The organism is Citreicella sp. C3M06, from assembly GCF_018860705.1.
Lineage (GTDB): Bacteria > Pseudomonadota > Alphaproteobacteria > Rhodobacterales > Rhodobacteraceae > Salipiger.
In genome coordinates, this window is sequence record NZ_JAHKQA010000105.1 from 28,411 (window position 1) to 48,947 (window position 20,537).

The 20,537-nt window shown below is 66.2% G+C and carries 18 protein-coding genes; 9 read left to right on the forward strand and 9 right to left on the reverse strand.

Annotated elements, in window-relative coordinates:
* Positions 1-4 precede the first annotated feature (4 nt).
* From KO516_RS23525 to KO516_RS23535, 3 genes are all read right to left on the reverse strand, one after another.
* On the reverse strand, positions 5-1,387 hold the full coding sequence (locus tag KO516_RS23525) for a DUF1800 family protein (protein ID WP_216006226.1): 1,383 nt from the start codon (positions 1,385-1,387) through the stop codon (positions 5-7).
* 74 nt (positions 1,388-1,461) lie between these two features.
* Complete coding sequence (cbiB, locus tag KO516_RS23530; protein WP_216006227.1) at positions 1,462-2,397, reverse strand: adenosylcobinamide-phosphate synthase CbiB; 936 nt, start codon at positions 2,395-2,397, stop codon at positions 1,462-1,464.
* Positions 2,394-2,966, reverse strand: a complete 573-nt coding sequence (locus KO516_RS23535) for a histidine phosphatase family protein (RefSeq protein ID WP_216006228.1) — start codon at positions 2,964-2,966, stop codon at positions 2,394-2,396. Before KO516_RS23535 ends, cbiB begins: the two co-directional genes overlap by 4 nt.
* A gap of 43 nt (positions 2,967-3,009) precedes the next feature.
* Between KO516_RS23535 and cobU the strand changes: the two genes are divergently transcribed.
* The 4 genes from cobU to KO516_RS23555 all read left to right on the forward strand — a co-directional run bounded on the left by cobU (position 3,010) and on the right by KO516_RS23555 (position 6,183).
* On the forward strand, positions 3,010-3,516 hold the full coding sequence (cobU, locus tag KO516_RS23540; protein ID WP_216006229.1) for a bifunctional adenosylcobinamide kinase/adenosylcobinamide-phosphate guanylyltransferase: 507 nt from the start codon (positions 3,010-3,012) through the stop codon (positions 3,514-3,516).
* Between the two features lie 2 nt (positions 3,517-3,518).
* Entirely contained in the window at positions 3,519-4,517 is a 999-nt protein-coding gene (gene cobT / locus KO516_RS23545) for a nicotinate-nucleotide--dimethylbenzimidazole phosphoribosyltransferase (protein WP_371742147.1), read from the forward strand.
* Complete coding sequence (locus KO516_RS23550) at positions 4,514-5,239, forward strand: adenosylcobinamide-GDP ribazoletransferase (protein ID WP_371742148.1); 726 nt, start codon at positions 4,514-4,516, stop codon at positions 5,237-5,239. Before cobT ends, KO516_RS23550 begins: the two co-directional genes overlap by 4 nt.
* A gap of 101 nt (positions 5,240-5,340) precedes the next feature.
* On the forward strand, positions 5,341-6,183 hold the full coding sequence (locus KO516_RS23555) for an LOG family protein (RefSeq protein WP_216006231.1): 843 nt from the start codon (positions 5,341-5,343) through the stop codon (positions 6,181-6,183).
* Between the two features lie 124 nt (positions 6,184-6,307).
* On the opposite strand, the gene KO516_RS23560 is transcribed toward KO516_RS23555, so the two are convergent.
* Positions 6,308-8,185 carry a nucleoside-diphosphate sugar epimerase/dehydratase gene (locus KO516_RS23560; RefSeq protein ID WP_216006232.1) on the reverse strand — a complete coding sequence of 626 codons (1,878 nt, stop codon included), beginning with the start codon at positions 8,183-8,185 and terminating at the stop codon, positions 6,308-6,310.
* Positions 8,186-8,625: 440 nt separating this feature from the next.
* On the opposite strand from KO516_RS23560, the gene KO516_RS23565 reads away from it, so the two are divergent.
* Positions 8,626-9,648 carry an aspartate-semialdehyde dehydrogenase gene (locus KO516_RS23565; RefSeq protein ID WP_216006233.1) on the forward strand — a complete coding sequence of 341 codons (1,023 nt, stop codon included), beginning with the start codon at positions 8,626-8,628 and terminating at the stop codon, positions 9,646-9,648.
* Between the two features lie 430 nt (positions 9,649-10,078).
* The gene (locus tag KO516_RS23570) at positions 10,079-10,375 is read left to right on the forward strand and encodes a hypothetical protein (protein ID WP_216006234.1); all 297 of its coding nucleotides are present in this window, start codon (positions 10,079-10,081) and stop codon (positions 10,373-10,375) included.
* A gap of 2 nt (positions 10,376-10,377) precedes the next feature.
* Here the strand turns inward: KO516_RS23570 and KO516_RS23575 are convergent, their stop codons facing one another.
* On the reverse strand, positions 10,378-11,025 hold the full coding sequence (locus KO516_RS23575) for a carbonic anhydrase (RefSeq protein WP_216006235.1): 648 nt from the start codon (positions 11,023-11,025) through the stop codon (positions 10,378-10,380).
* A 191-nt stretch (positions 11,026-11,216) separates the two neighbouring features.
* Between KO516_RS23575 and KO516_RS23580 the strand changes: the two genes are divergently transcribed.
* The 3 genes from KO516_RS23580 (at position 11,217) to KO516_RS23590 (ending at position 13,831) form a co-directional block, all read left to right on the forward strand.
* Positions 11,217-11,555 carry a hypothetical protein gene (locus KO516_RS23580; RefSeq protein WP_252737877.1) on the forward strand — a complete coding sequence of 113 codons (339 nt, stop codon included), beginning with the start codon at positions 11,217-11,219 and terminating at the stop codon, positions 11,553-11,555.
* Positions 11,556-11,627: 72 nt separating this feature from the next.
* Entirely contained in the window at positions 11,628-13,004 is a 1,377-nt protein-coding gene (locus KO516_RS23585) for a M17 family metallopeptidase (RefSeq protein ID WP_216006236.1), read from the forward strand.
* Positions 13,001-13,831 (forward strand): NlpC/P60 family protein, encoded by an 831-nt coding sequence (locus KO516_RS23590; RefSeq protein WP_216006237.1) that lies wholly within the window; start codon positions 13,001-13,003, stop codon positions 13,829-13,831. The genes KO516_RS23585 and KO516_RS23590 overlap by 4 nt, the downstream gene beginning before the upstream one ends.
* A 3-nt stretch (positions 13,832-13,834) precedes the next feature.
* Here the strand turns inward: KO516_RS23590 and KO516_RS23595 are convergent, their stop codons facing one another.
* The 4 genes from KO516_RS23595 to KO516_RS23610 are packed head-to-tail and all read right to left on the reverse strand — an operon-like array spanning position 13,835 to position 20,509.
* Positions 13,835-15,874 (reverse strand): glutamine amidotransferase, encoded by a 2,040-nt coding sequence (locus KO516_RS23595; protein ID WP_216006238.1) that lies wholly within the window; start codon positions 15,872-15,874, stop codon positions 13,835-13,837.
* On the reverse strand, positions 15,871-18,636 hold the full coding sequence (locus KO516_RS23600; RefSeq protein WP_216006239.1) for a DUF4159 domain-containing protein: 2,766 nt from the start codon (positions 18,634-18,636) through the stop codon (positions 15,871-15,873). The genes KO516_RS23595 and KO516_RS23600 overlap by 4 nt, the downstream gene beginning before the upstream one ends.
* Entirely contained in the window at positions 18,633-19,511 is an 879-nt protein-coding gene (locus KO516_RS23605) for a DUF58 domain-containing protein (RefSeq protein ID WP_216006240.1), read from the reverse strand. The genes KO516_RS23600 and KO516_RS23605 overlap by 4 nt, the downstream gene beginning before the upstream one ends.
* Positions 19,508-20,509, reverse strand: coding sequence for a MoxR family ATPase (locus KO516_RS23610; protein ID WP_216006241.1), 1,002 nt, complete (start codon positions 20,507-20,509; stop codon positions 19,508-19,510). The genes KO516_RS23605 and KO516_RS23610 overlap by 4 nt, the downstream gene beginning before the upstream one ends.
* Positions 20,510-20,537 lie beyond the last annotated feature (28 nt).

The window sequence follows — 20,537 nt, forward strand, 5'->3', positions numbered from 1 at the left end:
GGACTCAGCTCCTCTGAAAGGCGGGAGAGGCAAGGATCAGCCCCACCCCATCGGCGCGGCTTTCCGCCGCCTGCGCGGCGAATTGCACCGCCGGCGTTGCCCGCCCAGCCAGAGCGGTGATGAGGAATTCGCGCGGATCGGGCAGCGTGCCGCCTAGAATCTGTGGCACCGAAAGCGCCCATTGCAGCCGCGCGGCAAGGCCCTGCGGCGTGATCCATGCGCTGTCGTCTTCGGACAGCCCGTCAGGGCCGACCGGCCTTTCCCAGCTGTGGCCCATCAGATGGAGCGGATACTGGATGTATTCGCGAAACCGTTTTTCCTTGAGCGGCACGAAGCTTTCGGGCGGCATCGCCAAGGCGCGCAGCGCCGAGGCCATGAATTCAAACGGTCGCTTGACGTTGCCGGGCGCGGCATTCCACGCCGCCGGATGCGCCAGCATCGCCGCATAGCCCGCCGACAGATCACTGCCACTGTCGCGCAAGGCGGTCTCAATCACCTGCACCAGCGCCGGGTCGGGCATATCGGCGACAAAATGCACCGCAAGCTTGCGGGCCAGATGGCGCGCCGTGGCCGGGTGGCGCGCCAGATCGCGTAGCGCCGATTCGATGTCGGTCAGCCGGGCGGGATCGCCGCCATAGTCCTTGCCAAGCACCGTTTCGGGCCCCGGCTCGGCGGAATCCTTGCGAAACACCCGCCCGACCTGCGGATTGAAGGTCAGCCCGGTCAGCAGCTCGGCCAGCGCGCGCACATCGCCCTGCGTGTAGGGGCCGCCAACGCCCAGCGTGTGCAACTCCATGATCTCGCGCGCGAGATTCTCGTTCAACCCGCCCCCGGACTTCTTGCCGCGCGGCGAGTTTGGCCCGACCGAGCCGCGCTGATCGAGATAGCTCACCATCACCGGATGGGTGACGGCGGCAATCAGCAGATCTTCGAAGCGGCCCGACAGATGTGGGCGGATCGCCTCTTCGACATAGGGCGACACGGCGCGGCGCATCAACGCCGCCTTGCCCTGCGCGGTGAAATGATCGGCCCAGAACGCCGACAGCCGTTCGCGAAACGGCGCCTGCGTGGTCACGCAACGGGCCAGCGACTGGCCAAGCCATGTCATCTGCGCCTGCCGCGCCTGCTTGTTCATTACGCGCATCGCCTTGAGCGCGGTCTTCTCAGCGGCGGTCCCGCGCGAATCTCTGCGCAACCTGCCCTGTTCGTTGTACCGCACGATGCGGGCACGGAACGTATCGAACGGCTCGATCGGATGGCGGGCGGCGGCAAGGTCCGGCCCTTGCAGCGTGGCCAGCATCGCCGCCACGCTTTGGGCGGGCGCGATGTTCGGCGACAGGCCGCAGCCAAAGCGTATTTCGGCAAGGGTGGGGTCGAACGCGGGCATAGCAACCTTCCGTCTGATGCACAGAGCCTAGCGCAAGCAGTGCATTCGCACATCCCCACCCCGCACTGAGCTGATCACATCAGCGCCAGACCGCCCAGCAGCAGGGCGGCCAGCAGCATCGCCCGCCGATACAGTGCAATGGCGCGCCGCATCGCCGCCGCATCCGGGTCAGGCGCGCCATCGTTGACCCATGGCTCGTCGGCGACGGTGCCGCCATAGACCCTTGGGCCGGACAGGCGCACGCTGACGGCGGCGGCCAGCGCCGCTTCCGGCCATCCGGCATTGGGAGATCGGTGCTTGCCCGCGTCACGCATCATGGCGCGCAGGCACAGGCGCAAGCGCCCCGATGCCAACGCCAGCAGCGCGCCGGTCAGCCGCGCCGGGATCAGGTTGACCAGATCGTCAAGCCGCGCGGCGGGCTTGCCGAAATCCTCATAGCGGGCGTTACGATGACCGATCATCGAATCCATCGTGTTGATCGCCTTGTAGGCGGCGATCCCCGGCAGGCCCGCGACGGCCCCCCACAGCAGCGGCGCAATCACCCCGTCCGAGGCGTTTTCTGCAAGGCTCTCCAGCGCCGCACGGGCGATCCCCGCCTGCCCGAGCGTCATCGGATCGCGCCCGACGATCCGCGACACGGCGGCACGCGCCTGCGCAAGGTCTCCGCTTGCCAGCGGGCGCGCCACAGCCACGACATGATCGTTCAGGGAGCGCGCGGCGACCAGCGGCCAACTGAACAGCGCCGTCAGCGCCCCGCCCCAGAGCCCGCCCGGCAGCGCCCATTGCACCAGCGCCGCCGGCAGGATCACCACCGCCAGCACCGCACCGACGCAGATCCCGCCAAAAACCCGTCGGCGGGCCGCCGAGCCATGGTTCCAGCGCAGATCAAGCGCCGAGATCAGCGCGCCGATCCACACCACCGGATGCGACAGGCGGCGAAACAGCCAGTCAGGCCAGCCCAGCAGCGCATCGACGATAAGCGCCAGCGCCATGGCTCCGGCGAACATCATGCCAGCAGCCCGTTGACGCTGAGGATTGCATAGCCCGCGTCCAGTCGTCGCAGCCGGGTCACCGACAGCGGTGCGATTTCAAAGGCCAGCCCCTGCGCCGGATCTCCCAGCGCAAGGCCAAGCGCGGCGCGCACCGTTCCCGCATGGGCGACGATCGCCAGCGGGCCGGGGCGCTGCGCGTGTCGCTCCAGCGCCGGAGCCACCCGCGCCACCAGATCGGCAAAGCTTTCGCCGCCGGGGCTGGCGTGACGGGCCAGATCGGAGCGGCTCATCGGGCCAAGGTCGGGCAGTTCTGCAAACGCCATCCCCTCTTGTGCGCCGAAATCCTGTTCCCACAGCGCCGGGTCACAATCCGGCAGCCGATCCGGAAACAGCGCCTGTGCCGTCTGGCGGCAGCGCAGCGCCGGGCTGCACACCAGCGCGCAGGGCGCAAGCCAGTCGCGCAAGGGCCTCGGAATCACGGGCAAGGGCAGGATCGCGGGCACATCGCTGCGTCCGCACAGCCGCCCCTTGTGGTCGGCAGCGGCGTGCCGGATCAGGATCATTTCGGATGGGTCGGGCGGGGTCATAGAGGCTTTCCAAATCACGCAGAACCTGATTTGTCACGGCGCCATGGCAAAGTCGATCCTGATCACCGGAGGCGCGCGTTCTGGCAAGAGCCGCCTCGCCGAAGACATGACGCTGGGGCTTGGCGCCTCGGCGATCTATATCGCCACGGCCGAGGCGCATGACGCCGAGATGGCCGACCGCATCGCCCGACACCAAGCCCGGCGCGGAGCGGAATGGCGCACCGTGGCCGAGCCTCTGGCGCTGGCGCAGGCGCTGCGCGACACCGATGGCGATGCGCCCCGGCTGGTGGATTGCCTGACGCTGTGGCTGAGCAACCTGATGCTGTCAGGTGCCGACTGGCAGGCCGCCACCGACGATCTGGCGGCGCTGATCCCTACGCAGCGCGCGCCGGTGATTTTTGTCACCAACGAGGTCGGCGACGGGATCGTGCCTGAAAATGCCCTCGCCCGCGCCTATCGCGACGCGGCGGGGCTGGTGAACCAATCCATCGCCCGCAGCTGCGACGAGCTCTGGCTCTGCGTCGCGGGCCACCCGATCAAGGTGAAATGACCATGCTGCCGATCCACCATATCGACGATGTCGCCACGCTGGCCCTGCCCGCGCCCGATGCTTCTGCCGCCGCCGCAGCGCGGGCCCGGCAGGCCGAGCTGACCAAGCCCCCGGGATCGCTGGGGCGGCTCGAAGAGCTGGCCGAATTCCTTGCGAGCTGGCAGGGCCGCGCCCTGCCCGCACTGGACGCGGCGCAGGCGCTGGTGTTTGCCGGCAACCATGGCATCTGTGCGCAAGGGGTGAACCCCTTCCCGCAAGCGGTGACCGCACAAATGGTCGCGAATTTCGAACGGGGCGGCGCGGCGATCAACCAGCTGTGTCGGCTCAACGGGGCCGAATTGTCGGTGGTGGCGCTCGATCTCGACCGCCCGACGCAGGATTTCACCGCAGGCCCTGCGATGAGCGAGGCCGAAACGCTGGATGCGATGCAGCGCGGCGCGGCCGCCGTAACGCCGGGCGATGTGCTGATCCTTGGCGAGATGGGCATCGGCAATTCCACCATCGCCGCCGCGCTGGCCCATGCCGCGCTTGGCGGCGATGCTCAAACCTGGGTCGGGCGCGGCACCGGATCGAATCCCGAAGCGGTGGCCCACAAGGCCGAGGTGATCTCGCGCGGTGTGTCGCTGCATGCCGCACGCACCTCGATGGGCAAGCTTGCGGCGCTTGGCGGGCGCGAACAGGCGGCGATCTGCGGCGCGGTCCTGGCCGCACGGCTGCACCGGGTGCCGGTGTTGCTGGATGGGTTCATCTGCACCGCCTCGGTCGCGCCGCTCTGGTCCGCCAACCCCGGGCTGCTCGATCATTGCCTGATCGGCCACGCCAGCGCCGAGCCGGGCCATCGCGGCCTGTGTGAGGCGATGGGCAAGCGCCCCATCCTCGACCTTGGCATGGCGCTCGGCGAAGGCTCGGGCGCTGCGCTGGCGCTTGGCGTGCTTCGCGGGGCGCTGGCCTGCCATTCCGGCATGGCGACCTTTGCCGAGGCCGGGGTCTCAGCCGGGTGAGCCGCCTCGACGAGGCGCGCCTTGCGCTGATGCTGCTCACCCGGCTGCCCGCTGGGCAGATCAAGGGCGACGTTCCCGACATCGCCGCCGCCCGCTGGGCGTTTGCGCTGACCGGCCTGCCGGTGGCGTTGATCGGCTGGGGCGCGCTGTCGGGCGGCGCGGCGCTGGGGCTGGCCCCGCTGCCCTGTGGCTTTGCCGCGCTGGCGGCGATGGCGCTGGCGACCGGCGGGCTGCATCACGACGGGCTCGCCGATATGGCCGACGCCGCCGGAGGCCGTGACCGCGCGCACCGGCTCGAGATCATGCGCGACAGCCGGGTCGGCAGCTTCGGCGTGCTGGCGCTGGTGATGGTCTGCGGGCTGGGCGCATCGGCGCTGTCCACCATGCCACGCGCAGGCGTTGCGCTGATGCTGGCGGCAGTGATCAGCCGCCTTGCCATGGTGCTGGTACTGGCGCTGCTGCCCCCCGCCCGCGCGGGCGGGCTGGGAGCGTCGGCGCAGGGCGGCGGGTCGGCATGGCTGCCCGGTGCGGCGCTGGCGCTATTGCTGGCACTCCCGCTCGGCTGGGCTGGCCTGATCGCCATCGCCGCCGCCACCGCTGCCGCCACTTTGGTAGCATGGCGCGCCAGAACCACCCTTGGCGGGCAGACCGGAGACGTGCTCGGCGCGGTACAGATATGCTCCGAAACCGCCGCCTGGCTGGCGCTGAACGCAGCATTCTGAGCGAATTCGCACAATTTCAAGGCAATTTCGTCTTTGCCCGCTGGCGCGACGCATGGGATGCGACTACCTATGTAAGGCGCAGCAGAAGGGATGCCCTCCGCATGAACGACGAACGCCATTCGATCTTCCGCGACGCTGGTCGCGACCGCAAGACCGCGGAACAGATCCCCGACACGCCGCAGACGCGTGCCCCATCCTACCGGCTGGCCTTTGCCGACGAGTCGTTCCTGTGCAAGGACGAACTGCGGCCGGTGCGTCTGCAACTCGAACTGCTCAAGCCGCAGCTGATCCTCGATGAGCATGACGTGCAATCGACCATCGTGCTGTTTGGCGGGGCCCGCATCCCCTCTCCGGCGGAAAAGGGCGGCGCCCGCACCAAGACCCTCGCCGATCTGTCGCATTTCTACGAAGAGGCCCGCCTTTTCGCGCAGAAGATGACCGAGAAATCCATCGCTTCGGGCAACCGTGAATTCATCGTCGCCACCGGCGGTGGCCCCGGCGTGATGGAGGCAGGCAATCTGGGCGCACAGCAGGCAGGCGGCATATCGATCGGCCTCAACATCGTGCTGCCGCACGAGCAGGCCCCGAACGAATATGTCACGCCCGACCTGTGCTTCAACTTCCATTACTTCGCGATCCGCAAGATGCACTTCCTGATGCGCGCCCGCGCGATCTGCGTGTTTCCGGGTGGCTTCGGCACCCTTGATGAGATGTTCGAGGCGCTCACCCTGATCCAGACCGGCCGGATGAGCCGCGTGCCCTTCCTGCTGTTCGGTCGGGCCTTCTGGGAAAAGATCATCAACTGGGACGCGCTCGAGGACGCAGGCACCATCAGCCCCGAAGATCTCGACCTGTTCCGCTTCGTCGAAACTGCCGACGAAGCCACGGCGATCATCGAGGAGTGGGATCCCTCCCCCGCCCGCGACGATATTCCGGGCCGGTAACGCCCGCCCCGCGCCCGTATCCCGACAACAGAACAGGGGCGCGCCCGGTCCGGACGCGCCCCCTCTTCATCTTGCCAGATAAACTCCCGCCGGAGGCATCCTGCCCCCTCAGCCGGCCCTGCCGTCAGACCCGTTGCGCCTCACTGGCGTCGACCTCGTCTTCGCCATGTTCGACCCAGCGCGCGATGATATCCCGCGCCTGCCCCTCGTCGAGACTGTGAATCGCGCTGCGCAGTTCCCTGAGCGCCGTGGCGATCTCGAATTCCGACAGATAGCCTTCTTGCGCCCGCATGATCTTGTGATGCGGCGTGGTCAGCATGTCGGGAGAGATCAGCAGCTCTTCGTGCAGCTTTTCGCCCTTGCGCAGGCCGGTCACCTCGATTTCGATATCGCCATCGGGGTTCTTGTCGTCGCGCACCGAATAGCCCGCGCCTTCGATCATCTGCCGAGCCAGCTTCTTGATCGGCACCGGCGCGCCCATGTCGAGCACGAAGACATCGCCGCCCCGCGCGAACGACCCGGCCAGAAGCACAAGCCGCGCCGCTTCCGAGATCGTCATGAAATAGCGCGTCACCTTCGGATCGGTCAGGGTGACGGGCCCCCCGCGCGAAATCTGCTCTTCGAACAGCGGAATCACCGATCCGGACGAGCCCAGAACATTGCCGAACCGCACCATCGAAAACCGGGTGCCGGTGCTGCGCGTCGCCAGATCCTGCACCACCAGTTCCGCCAGGCGCTTGGACGCACCCATCACGTTGGTCGGCCGCACGGCTTTGTCCGAAGACACCAGAATGAACCGCTCGACCCCGGCTTCGCGCGCCACCTCGGCCAGTGTCTTGGTGCCGATAACGTTGTTGTTCAGCCCCGACAGCACGTTGCATTCCACCAGTGGCAGATGCTTGTAGGCGGCAGCGTGAAGCACCGCCTCGATGCGGTACACCTCCATCGTCCGCGCCATCAGGTTCGCGTCAAGAACCGAGCCAAGGACCGGCACGATGGTCATGCCGGCGGTCAGGTCCTTCAGCTCTTTCTCGATGTTGTAGAGACCCAGCTCTGAATGATCGACCAGCACCACGCATTCGGGCTTGCAGGCGATCAGCTGGCGGCACAGTTCCGATCCGATGGACCCGCCCGCGCCGGTCACCAGAATACGCCGGCCAGAATAGGCATGGCTGACGCCCGGAAGCTCGGATTCCAGCCGGTTGCGGCCCAGCAGATCGTCCAGCGACACCGGGGTGACGCTTTTGCGCAGCTCGCGCTCGCCAACCAGCTCGGCAAAGGACGGCAGCGCGTGGACCTCGCAGCCGATGGTGCGCAACTTGTGGGCGATGCGCGCCAGCTGCGGCGGGCTGCTCGACGGCATCGCCAGCACCACGCGATCAATGGACCGGCGCTGGATGATCTCGGGGATGGCAGAGGGCGCGTGCACGCGGAGCCCCGCCACGACCTGACTTTGCAACGTCGGGTTGTCATCGACAAAGCAGACCGGGTCGATCTTGTTGTCGTGGCGCAGCGCGGCGGCCAGTTGCTGGCCGGTCTGCCCGGCGCCATAGATCAGCACCCGCATCCGGTTCAGCCCGCGCTTGTAGATTTCAAGCGTCAGGTACCGGGCAAGAATGCGCCAGCTTGCGCCGAGAACCACGAGAATCAGACCGAAGTTGAAGAAGAGCGGCAGCGACAGCTGCGGCGTCATCGTCTTGTTGATCAGCACCGCCACCACCGCGCTGATGGCGGCAAACCCTGCGGTGCGGGTAATGCCCCGCGTGTCATAGGCGTTGAGCGTGAACTTCGGCAGCCCGAAGTACCAGCTTGCGCCCGCCCCGGCCAAACCCGTCGCGGCAATCAGCGGTATCAGTTGCTCAAGGGGCGGATGATCAGGATTGACCGCGGCGTTCAGGAGAAGGGCCGAAACCATGGACAGCACGACCATTGCGATATCTGTCAGCAGAAAGAGGACCTGTTTCTGCGCTCGCGTAAGGGACGTGACGAGCCAATAAAGCATTCCGGTCTTCCTTCCACATACGTGGTACTGTCAAAGTCACTATCGTAAGGCCCCGCACCTGGATGAAAGATCCTGCGGCGGTCTGGCTGGCTTGAAGCAAGCGATGCCTAACCTGTGATCAAAACTACGGATTTCCTACGCGATTGCCCATTCCCTAGACAAGTCTGGAATTTCTGCACTTGCACAAATGGGCGAAAATTCACCGAGCGCGTTGCATTTGGGCAAGACGGGGGGATTTTGCCAGCGCCAATGCCGGCAGTTGCCCGGAAAACCGGCAAACCTTGTCCGAACGCGGGCCGGCTTTGCTGCACCGGGGATTCGCGCGTAGCGAGCCCGCCCCTACTCTCCTCTTTCGCAGACCCAGTCCTTGCGGTATGACGCGCGCCAACCCGCCCGGGTGCCAGGGGGCACCTGAGTGTGAAAGTCTGAAGGAGACTCCGATGGGCTACAAGATCGTCGTCGTCGGCGCCACCGGCAACGTGGGCCGTGAAATGCTGAACATTCTTGCCGAGCGCGAATTCCCGGTGGACGAGATTGCCGTGCTGGCCTCGCGCCGGTCGCTCGGCAGCGAAGTGAGCTTTGGCGAGCGGACTCTCAAGATCAAGGATCTGGCCACCTTCGATTTCACCGGCTGGGACATTGCGCTGTTCGCCGTCGGCTCCGAGGCCACGAAAGAATACGCCCCCAAGGCCGCCAAGACCGGCTGCGTGGTGATCGACAACTCTTCGCTGTATCGCTACGACCCCGATGTTCCGCTGGTGGTGCCGGAAGTGAACGCCGACGCCGTGATGGGCTACACCAAGAAGAACATCATCGCGAACCCCAACTGCTCGACCGCGCAGATGGTCGTGGCGCTCAAGCCGCTGCATGACCGCGCCAAGATCAAGCGCGTCGTGGTCTCGACCTACCAGTCGGTGTCGGGGTCCGGCAAGGAAGGCATGGACGAGCTCTGGGATCAGACCAAGTCGATCTACAACCCCGTGACCGAAGTGCCGCCCAAGAAATACCCCAAGCAGATCGCCTTCAACGTGATTCCGCACATCGACGTCTTCATGGAGGACGGCTCGACCAAGGAAGAATGGAAGATGGTCGTCGAAACCAAGAAGATCGTCGATCCGTCGATCAAGGTCACCGCGACCTGCGTGCGGGTCCCGGTCTTTGTTGGCCACGCGGAATCGATCAATATCGAATTCGAGGAGTTCCTTGACGAGGACGAGGCCCGCGACATCCTGCGCGAGGCCCCCGGCATCATGGTTGTCGACAAGCGCGAAGACGGTGGCTACATCACCCCGGTCGAATGCGTCGGCGATTTTGCCACCTTCATCAGCCGCATCCGTCAGGATTCGACCATCGACAACGGTCTGAACCTGTGGTGCGTGTCGGACAACCTGCGCAAGGGCGCGGCCCTGAACGCGGTTCAGATCGCCGAGGTCCTTGGCCAGAAAGCGCTGAAAAAGGGCTGAAACGACGCCCTTTTCCTGACTTTGACGGGCTGGCGGCGGCGCTCCTGCGGGACGCCGCCGCTTTCGTTAAAAAGAAAGATATTTCGAACATCGCGCACCGCCCCTTTGCCAAAGGCAGGTTTCACGGGGGCTGGCGTGGACCGGTTCACCGGCCTTCCCGGCGGTAAGAACGACGCTGCACACGGACCAGAAGCCGTGACAAAGCAAGCTCCTGTCGGAGCGCGCCTGCATCGAAACCGCTTGTTTCGCCCTCGCCCGCAGCCAGCGGTTCCGCGAGAGACAGCCCCGACCGGCGCGGGAAAGCCAGCTGGCGTGCAGGTTCGTGCTGCCTGGGATTGGCACGGGCAGATCACACAACGAGCGCCACGTCAGGCATTGATTAACCGACGCCCAGCAAGCTTGCACGGCCCCCACCCTGAAAGGTCCGGCCATGTCCAGTTCGCTTCATCGCCCGCTTGATACCGAAACCGCAACGATGCTGCGCATCGTGCTGCGCCCGCTGCTCGACACCGCCCGCGACTGGCAAAGCCTGTCAGCCGCGCTTGCTCTCAAAGGCTATGAGCTGCATTTCCGTGACGGACGCATGCTCTTCGTCGAGAGCTACACCGGGGAAGCGATCAGCACCGGTGCCGCCATCGGCGTTCCACTAAAGACGCTGTCTGACCGCCTTGGCCGCCCGTCGCTGACGATGTCAGCAGACGGACGCTCGGCGGTTCTTCATACCTGAGATCAGATCTCGACGAAGCCGTCCTCGCTGGGATCGAAGACTTCGATCTTGCCGGTGCCAATCTCGTGCCAAAGCCCGTGCAGGGTCATATCCTCGGACTCGACGGCCTCGCGCACGAAGGGAAACGTCAGCAGATTGCCGATCGACGTCAGCACCGCCTCATGTTCCAGCGCCTTCGGACGGGTTTCGGCCGGCAGATCCTTCACCTTCTCATAGCCCGGACGCAGAACATCCATCCAGCGACCGACAAAGCTCGACTGGTCCTCGAGCTCCGGCGCATTGCCCGAGCACATGTCGATGCACCCCTGCACGCCGCCGCAGCTGGAATGCCCCATGACGATGACATGCGCCACCTTGAGCACGCAGACAGCATATTCGATCGCCGCCGAGGTGCCGTGCTGCTTGCCATCGGGCTCGTAGGGCGGCACGAGATTGGCGATATTGCGATGGATAAAGAATTCGCCGGTATCCGCACCAAACAGCGACGTTACGTGAACGCGGCTGTCACAGCATGAGATAATCATCGCCCTTGGATGCTGCCCTTGCGAGGCAAGCCGACGAAACCATGCGTGGTTCTCCGCATAGCTTGTCGCTTTCCAGCCGTGATAGCGCTGGATAAGATACTGTGGGAGAGGTCGCGCTCGGTGCATCACATCCTCCTGGTCGCATGGTGATCCCCCGGGAATACGCTGAATTTTGCTGGAATTCGAGAGAAGAAATGATCCGGGTCTAACGTTTTGGGAACTATGGATCTGTATCCCCTGACAGCGTGGGGTCACGATAAAGGATAGGACGCGTGGTGGAACAGGTTGCAGTGCTTTCGCCGAGCGAGAAGGCTGGTTTGAATCCCGAACGACTGGAAGGACTTTACCAGCGGCTCGGTGCACAAGAGGGCGAAGATGTCCTGTGCCGGGCCATGGAAGAACTTGCCTATCGGCTCGGGCAGGCTGATCGCTTTTACGAAACGTCGGATTTCGCCGAGATGCGCAAATGCACGCATACGCTTGGCGCGATTGCCGACCAGATCGGGATGAGCGCGCTGACGCGGATCTCGGCCGATGTCGTGCAATGCATCGACGATGGCGATGCCGTGGCGCTTGCCGCCACGCTTGCGCGCATGGCGCGGGTGGGCGAACGCTCGCTCTACGCGGTGTGGGATCTTCAGGATATTCCGGTCTGATCCAACCCCTTGCGGGTGGCGATGGGGACGCTAGGCTTGGCGCACCAGACCCACCTGCAAGGAAACACCCAGATGCCATTCCGTTTTGCCGCGCCTGACGCTGACGCCGTGCCTGTACACGTTGTCGAACAGGGCCACCTGCCGGACTGGCTTGCCACTCAGGACGCAGCTGTTCAGACATGGATCGAGGCCGCCGGGTTTTCGGCGGGCATCGGCGAAACCCTCGTGCTGCCCGGCCCGGATGGAACGCCCGCGGGCGCGCTGATTGGCTATGGCACCGACAAAGCCCGCAAGCGGATGCGATTCGTGCTGGCGGCGGGAACGCTGCCCAAAGGCACCTACCGCATTGTTTCGGGCCTGCCCGCCGACAGGGCCGAGGAAGAGGCGCTTGGCTGGCTGCTGGCCTCCTATCGCTTTACCCGCTACGCGGGCAGCGCCCCAGAGATGGCCCAGCTTGTCGCCCCCGAAGCCATCGACGCCGCCCGCGTCGAGATCCTCGCCGAGGCCGAGGCGCTGACCCGCGATCTGGTGAACACGCCTGCCTCTGACATGGGGCCTGCCGAGCTTGCCGCCGCCGCCCGCGACATCGCGGCCCGGTTCGACGCCACCATCGAGATCATCGAAGGCGACGCGCTGCACGAGGGCTTCCCGATGATCCACGCCGTCGGCCGGGCCAGCCCGCGCGCGCCGCGCCTGATCGACATGCGCTGGGGTACGCAAGGCCCTCGGCTGACGCTGGTCGGCAAAGGCGTGTGCTTCGACACCGGCGGGCTGAACCTGAAGCCGGGCGCATCGATGGGGCTGATGAAAAAAGACATGGGCGGCGCGGCCAATGTGCTGGGTCTGGCGCAGATGATCATGGCGCTCGGGCTCGATCTGCAACTGCGCGTGCTGATCCCAGCGGTCGAGAATTCGGTCTCGGGCGATGCCTTCCGCCCGCAGGACATTCTGACCTCGCGCAAGGGTCTTACGGTCGAGATCAACAACACCGACGCCGAGGGGCGGCTGGTGCTCGCCGATGCGTTGGCGCTGGCGGATGAGGAAGCGCCGGATCTGATCATTTCGATGGCGACGCTGACCGGCGCGGCGCGCACCGCTGTCGGGCCCGACCTTGCGCCGTTCTACTGCGATGACGATGGTATCGCGGCGGCGCTGTCCTCGGCGGGCACTGCGGCGGCGGACCCGCTCTGGCGGATGCCGTTCTGGGAACCTTACGAGGCGAAGATCGAGCCGGGCATCGCCGATCTCGACAATGCGCCCGCCGGTGGCATGGCGGGCTCAATCACCGCCGCGCTGTTCCTGCGCCGCTTCGTCACCGACACACCCGCCTATGTGCATTTCGACATCTACGCCTGGAATCCGTCGGCCTTGCCCGCCCGATCCAAGGGCGGGACCGGCCAGGGGCCGCGCGCGATCCTCGGGGCGCTGCCAGCGGTGCTCGGGCTGTGATCGACGCCCGCCAGCGGCCCGCGAATGATCGAGTCGTCAGCCGGGGGTTTTCGGCGCAATACCCCGACCTGACGCCGGTCGACCCGCGCGCCTGTTTTGTCAGCGTCCCGGTGGTCGACCTTGCCGAAACGCCCGGTGGCAAGCGCGCACGGCAGTTGCGCTATGGCGATGCGGTCGATGTGCTCGAAGACCGCGGCGGCGCGCTGTTCGTCTATGCCCCGGGCGCCGACTACGCTGGCTGGCTGGCGGATGGAACCGTGCAACCGGCCACGGCGCGCCCCGCCCCAACGCTGCGTATCGGCGTCCGGCAGACGCATGTCTACCCGCTGCCCGACATGAAGACCCGCGAGCGATGCGCCCTGACGCATCTGTCCACCCTGTCCGCCACCGGGCGGCGCGAGGGAGGGTTTACCGAAACCGAACTCGGCTGGATTCCCACGCCCCACCTTGCCGAGGGGGTTGCGGCGGATCCTGTCGCCATCGCCGGGCTGTACCTAGGCACGCCGTATCTGTGGGGGGGCAACAGCGGCTTTGGCATTGATTGCTCCGGGCTGGTTCAGGCGGCGCTGATGGCCTGTGGCCGCGCCTGCCCCGGTGACAGCGACCTGCAACAGAACACCCTTGGCCAGACCCTGCCGCAAGGCACGACGCCGCAGCGCGGCGATCTGCTGTTCTGGAAGGGCCATGTCGCCCTTGTGAGCGGTCCGGACCAGATCCTGCACGCCAATGCCTTCCACATGGCGGTCGCGTTCGAAGGGCTGACGCAGGCGGTCAACCGCATCAACGCCCAAGGCGATGGCCCCGTCACGCGCCACGCCCGGCTGTGACGTCTAGCGGCGGCCCTCGCGCAGCCATGCACCAATGATGAACGCCGAGGCCAGCAGCAAAGTCAGCCACGCCGGAAGCAGCGGGATCTGGCGCACATCCATGGTCTGATAGGCCTCGCGCGGGGTAATCCCGATCCAGCCGCGCCCTGCCGCGGGCCGCCCCACGGCAACGGCGCGGATGCTCGGCAACCCATCTTCAAGGCGCAACACCCCGCCGCGCAGCGCATCCACCGCAGGTTCAAGCGCCTCGCCGCTGGCGATGGTCTGCTCGAACTCCTTCGGCGCGGCGGGTCCAAGCCCGATCACCGCCATCTCGTCGCCTTCGACCAGCCGGTAAAGCCCGATTTCCGGCCCTTCATATAGCGCCTCGAACCGCCCCGGAGACACCTCTGACAAGCTCACCTCTTCGGTCGTGCCATCGGGCTTGGTGATCGTCACTGTCCCCACGGAATCTTCAAGCGTGCGGCGGATGATCCGCATCGACTGGCCGGATGCCTCGGCCCAGAGCGCCTCTTCTTCCAGATCGGGCTCTTTCATCATCCAATGCGCAAGGCGGCGCAACAGGTCGAGCTGCGGCCCGCCGCCCTCGTATCCACGCGACCAGAGCCACGCCTGATCCGACGCAAGAAGCGCAACGCGCCCCTCGCCCACGCGGTCGAGGATCAGCAACGGCTTGTCGTCGACACCCGACATCAACACCTCGCCATCGCCTGGTTCGACCTCGACCTGCCGCAGCCAGCGGCCCCAGGTTTCGGCCCCGGCCAACCCGGCCGTGACAGGATGGCGCTGCCCAAGGTCGGTGACCTTGGGGCGGAAACCTTCGTCGATGATGCGCGCGGTCGGCTCGGCGGGCAGGATATCGGCCAGCGGCGAGCGATAGATCGAATCCGCACTAGCGAAATCCGGCCCCGCAGCCACCAGCACCGCACCGCCAGTTTCGACATAGTTGCGCACGTTGTCGAGATAGATCGACGGCAGGATGCCGCGCCGCTTGTAACGGTCAAAGATGATCAGGTCGAAATCGTCGATTTTTTCAAGGAACAGCTCGCGGGTCGGAAAGGCGATCAGGGACAGCTCGCTCACCGGCACGCCATCCTGTTTTTCCGGGGGCCGCAGGATGGTGAAATGCACCAGATCGACAGAGCTGTCCGATTTCAGCAGGTTGCGCCAGGTTCGGCCGCCTGCATGCGGCTCTCCGGATACCAGCAGAACCCGCAGCCGGTCGCGCACCCCGTTGATCTGCACCAGCGCCGCGTTGTTGCGATCGGTCAGCTCGCCCGCAGCTTCGGGCGTGGAAAAGCGGATCACGTTCAGCCCACCATGGGGCAGTTCGATCGGCAATTCGACATCCTCGCCGACCGGGATGGTGAAGCTTTGCGCCTCGCCGCCATCGATCTCGATCTCCAGCGGTGCCTGAACGGCGCGCGGCGCGGCGCCGTCGTCGTCGATACGCAGTGTCAGCGTCACCGGCTCGCCCAGGATGGCGAAGGCCGGAGCGTTGCTGACCACCAACCGGCGGTCCCAGTCCTGCTCGCGCCCGGTCAGCAGCAACTGCATCGGCGCAGGCAGGTTCGGCGCGCGGTCCAGATCGTGCAGCCGCCCGTCCGATAGTACGAACACCCCGGCAATCCGCCCGCGCGGCTCTTCGGCCATCGCCGCCGACAGGGCGGTCATCAACTGGGTGCCGGTGTCACCGTCGCCATCGCCAACCTCGATGCGACGCACCTCGGTATTCGGACGCGCCTCGAGGCGCGCGGCAAGGGTCGCGGCGGCGTCCTCGGTTGTCTGCAACCTGCCCGCAAGTCGCTGCGACGCGCTTTTGTCGACCAACATCAACACGATATCGGACAGCGGCGCGCGGTCCTCCTCCTGAAACGAGGGTTGCGCCAGCGCCGCCACCAACACCACGCCAGCAAAGAAGCGCAGCGGCCAGCCGCGCAATCCGCGCCACAGCGCAAGCATCACGCCCAGCGCCGAAAGCCCCCCCAGCACCGCAATTGCGGACCAAGGCAGAAGCGGGTCGAAAACGAGTTGTCCGGTCATTGGCCCAGCCTGTCGAGTAGCGCAGGCACGTGCACCTGATCCGATTTGTAGTTGCCGGTCAGCACATGCATCACGAGATTGACTCCGAAGCGATAGGCGATCTCGCGCTGCCGCTCTCCTGCGAAACCAGAGCCCATGCGGACCAGCGGCGCGCCGCGATCATCCGCCGCCCAAGCCGCGGCCCAGTCATTGCCACCAATCACCACCGGGGTCACATTGTCATTGAGATTGCGAAACGGCATCCCCTCGATCATCTCGGCGTCGGGCGGCGCGGACTCGACCCAGACATCGCGGCTGGCATAGCGACCGGGGAAATCCTGCAGCAGGTAGAAAGTGCGGGTGAGCACATGATCCTGCGGGATCGGCTCCAGCGGCGGAATGTCCAGCGGCGCGGCCAGCTCCTGCAATTTGCGCCCCTCGGGGCTGGATGCGCCGAAGCTGGCAACATCCGCATCGCGCGTGTCGAACAGGATCATCCCACCCGAGCGCAAATAATCGTTCAAACGCGCATAGGCCTCGGAGGACGGGGTCGGCTGGCTCGCCGTCACCGGCCAGTAGAGCATTGGAAAGAAAGCCAACTCATCGGTTTCAAGGTTCACACCCATTGGCTCGGCAGGCTCGACCGAGGTACGAAAGTACAGCACATCCGACAACCCGCGCAAGCCGGCCTGCGCCAGATCATCAAGCTGGCGATCCCCGGTCAGCACATGGGCCAGCGTCACCTCGGATGCGGCAAGGATGGCGGCGGCGTCCTCCTGTGCGCGGGCTTGCGGCGCTGCAAGCGCAAGGGCCAGCAGCACCGCCGCCGCCTTTGTGGCCCGCGCGCCGGACAGACGCCCCGACAAGGCAAGCGACGCGATCGCATCCGCGATCAGCAACAGCAGCGTCAGCGCCAGCAGCCAGCCCGCAAGCGGTGTTTCGTCGGGGCGCGACAGGCCTTCCACGGCGATCCGATCCGGCCAGACCGCAGGCTCGAACGCCATGTCAGGGGTCATCACGTTGCGCGCAAGGCTGCGATCTTCGCCCCGATACAGCCCGGGCTGAAGATCAGGGCCAAGCGAAGCCCCCATCAGGTTCTCTCCGGCGACGCCGGGCAGATTGCCCGCATCGACGACGCGGCCAAAGGCGTCGAGCACACGGATCGGCTGCCAGATTGTGCCCACAAGGTCTGCGGGGTCCGGTGAGGCTGGCATCGACGACACTGCGAGCCGCTCGAGCATCTGCACGAACAGCCCCGAAAGCGGCAGCGAGGACCATTCCGCATTGGCGGTGACATGGAACAGCACCACCTGCCCCTGCCCCATGCGCTTGCGGGTCACCAGCGGCGTGCCATCGGTCAGCTGCGCGATCACCCGTGCAGCGAGCGTCGGATCCGGCTGCGCCATGACTTGCGAGGAAATCGTCACGTCTGCCGGAATCCGAAGGCCGTAGAACGGGCTGTCCTCGGTGAAGGGCGCAAGGGTCTTCGGCTCGCCCCAGCTCATGGCGCCGCCAACGCTTCGGCCGCCGACACGCAGGCGAACAGGCATCAGAGGGTCTTCGCCGTCGCGGCTGACATCGCTGGCGGCAAGGCGCGGCCCGGCAAAACGCAGCAGCGTGCCGCCCTCTTCGACCCATTGCAGCACGCCCGCTTCCTCGCCGGGCGACAGCGTCGCCACATCGGCCAGCACGATCACATCGGGGTTGGCGGGCAGCACATCCCCAAGCGCGCCGTCAAGCAGATCGGCTGTCGGTTCCAGGGCCTTGTGCAGGAAATGCAGCGGCGACAGCAGTTCCAGCCCCTCGCGGTTCTCGTTCCCGGCCAAAAGCGCAACTTCGCGGCGGCGCAGGCTGTCGTCGGGCAGGCTCACGGCTCCGGCGCTACGCGCGCCTTCGATTTCAAAGCGAGTGATGCGGGAGCGCAATTCGGCGGGCATGGCAAGCGCCAGTGCGGCCTCGGTGGCAGATGGGTCAAAGACTGCCGTTGCCCGCATCAGAACCGCGGGGTTGCCCGCCGGATCAAGCCCATGGGCCGCAACGGAGATCTCGGCCTCTGGCCCCGGACGCAGGCGGCGCAGCGTCAGGGTGACGCTGCCATCCTCATAAGTCGCGGGGAGCAACGCGTAATGCGCACGCGGACCTTCGAAGACCGTCACCCTGCCGTGGGTTTCAAGCGCCGACAGCATCGCGGCGCGGCTATCGCGGGCAAGCCCGTCGGACATCCAGTAACTGTCGAACTCCTGATCCGGCAGCAGCGAAATCGCCCGGTCCATGCGCGCCGCGTCGGGTTGCCACGGTTCGGGCAAGATGCCCTGAAGCCGGGTCTTCAGCACGTCGGCGCCCTGAAACCTCACCTCGTCGGGCGCGGTCAGGCGCAACAGCGCGACCGGACGCCCGGCGCGTTCGGCGCGGGTCAACAGCGCCTCAAGCGCCTGCTGACGCTGGGTCCAGTCGATCGCAGAGGACCAACTGGCATCCATCACCACCAGCAGCGGGCCATTGCCCGCCTGCTCGCCCGCTTCGCCGCGCGGGTTCAGCACCGGCCCGGCAAGGCCAAGGATGACCGCCGCCACCGCCAGCATCCGCATCAACAACAGCCACCACGGAGTGCGGTCGGTAACAGTGTCGTCGTCGCTGAGCCCCAGCAGCAGCGCGACCCCCGGAAACCGCCGCCGGATCGGCGCAGGCGGCACCGCGCGCAGGATCAGCCACAGGATCGGCAAGGCAAGAAGCCCCAAAAGCAGCCACGGCGCGGTAAAGCCCAGCGGGCCAAGCATGATCATCCGTGGCCTCCATCCATCGCGCGCCACACCCACAGCAAGGCGTTCTGCGCGCTGTCGTCAGTATGGTGGCACAGATATTGCCAGCCCGTCAGCCGCGACAAATGGTCGAGACGCGCCTTTCTTTCGATCAGGCGTTCGAGATACCTCTCGCGCAGATCGCCCGCCTTGAGCGTTTCATGCGCAAGACTGCCGCCGACGCTTTCGAAAATGGTGCGCCCCTTGAACGGAAAGCTCTCCTCGGTTGGGTCGAGCACCTGAAGCAGCACGCCGCGCACGCCGCGATCCGCCGCCTTGGTCAGCGCCAGTTCCACGGTATCGAGATCGCCAAGGAAATCCGACACGAACATCGCCCGCGAATGCGGAATGATGCCGCGATGTTCGGGCAGCGCGTAATCCTCGGCGGTGTCTTCGGACAGGGCCTCGGCAAGGCGCAGCACTTGCACATCGCCATTGCGCGGCGGCAACGACCAGCCGGTGAAGCCGACCCGCTCACCGCCCCGGATCAGCAGGATCGAGGCCGCAAGCGCGATCAGCCGCGCCCGATCACCCTTTTGCGGCAAGTCTTTGGACGATGAAAACCGCATCGACGCCCCCGGATCGACCCAGAGCTGCACCGATTGCGCGATCTGCCATTCGCGTTCACGTACGAATTGTTCGTCACCGCGTGCGGACCGGCGCCAGTCGACGCTGCGCAGCGAATCGCCGCTGCGCAGCGGGCGGTATTGCCAGAAATCATCGCCCATCCCCGAACGCCGCCGCCCGTGTTCGCCCAGCAGAACAGTTCCGGCCAGTTGCTCGGCCCGCGCGAGCAGCGCCGGGAATCGCGAGGCCTCGATCTGCGCATCCCGGCGCAGATAGGTGACGGTGTCGCTCAAGCCGCCGCCTCGGTGCGGGCAAGCCCGCTTGCGACCTCGTCGATGATCGCGCCAAGATCCTCGCCGCGCGCCCGCGCCGAGAAGGTCAGCGCCATGCGATGCACCAGCACCGGGCGCGCCATGTTGATCACATCCGCCGGAGACGGCGCCAGCCGCCCTTCGAGCAGCGCCCGCGCCCGGACCGTCAGCATCAGCGCCTGCGCCGCGCGCGGCCCCGGCCCCCATGCCACGGTGTCGCGGACCCGTTGCGAAACCCCCGGCTCATCGGGGCGGAAGGCGCGCACCAGATCGAGGATCATCTCGACCACGGCATCCCCCACCGGCATCCGCCGCAGCAGCGTCTGCGCCGCCATCAGCGAGGCCGCATCGAACACCTGATGCGCCTGCGCCTCTTCGGTGCCAGTGGTGGCAAGCAGGATATCCTTTTCGGTCTTGCGGTCCGGGTAGGCCACGTCGATCTGCACGAGAAACCGGTCAAGCTGCGCCTCGGGCAGCGGATAGGTGCCCTCCTGTTCGATCGGGTTCTGGGTTGCCAGCACATGGAAGGGCGCTGCCAGATGCCGCGTCTCGCCCGCCACGGTCACCACCTTTTCCTGCATCGCCTGAAGCAGCGCCGATTGCGTGCGCGGCGAAGCTCGGTTGATCTCGTCGGCCATCAGCAGCTGGCAGAAGATCGGCCCTTGAATGAACTTGAACGCCCGGCTGCCATCCATGCCGGTTTCCAGCACCTCGGAGCCGAGAATATCGGCGGGCATCAGGTCGGGCGTGAACTGGATGCGGTTGCCATGCAGCCCCATCACCGTCGACAACGTGTCGACCAGCCGGGTCTTGCCCAGCCCCGGCAGACCGATCAGCAGCCCGTGCCCACCACACAGAAGCGCGGCAAGGGTCAGCTCGACCACCCGTTCCTGACCGATGAAGCGGGCGTTGATCGCACGCTTGGCCTCCGCCAGCTTGTCTTCGAGTGCCTCGATCTCGGCAACCAGGTCCTCGGCCATCATGCGACTCCTTGCTTTTCGGTGATCT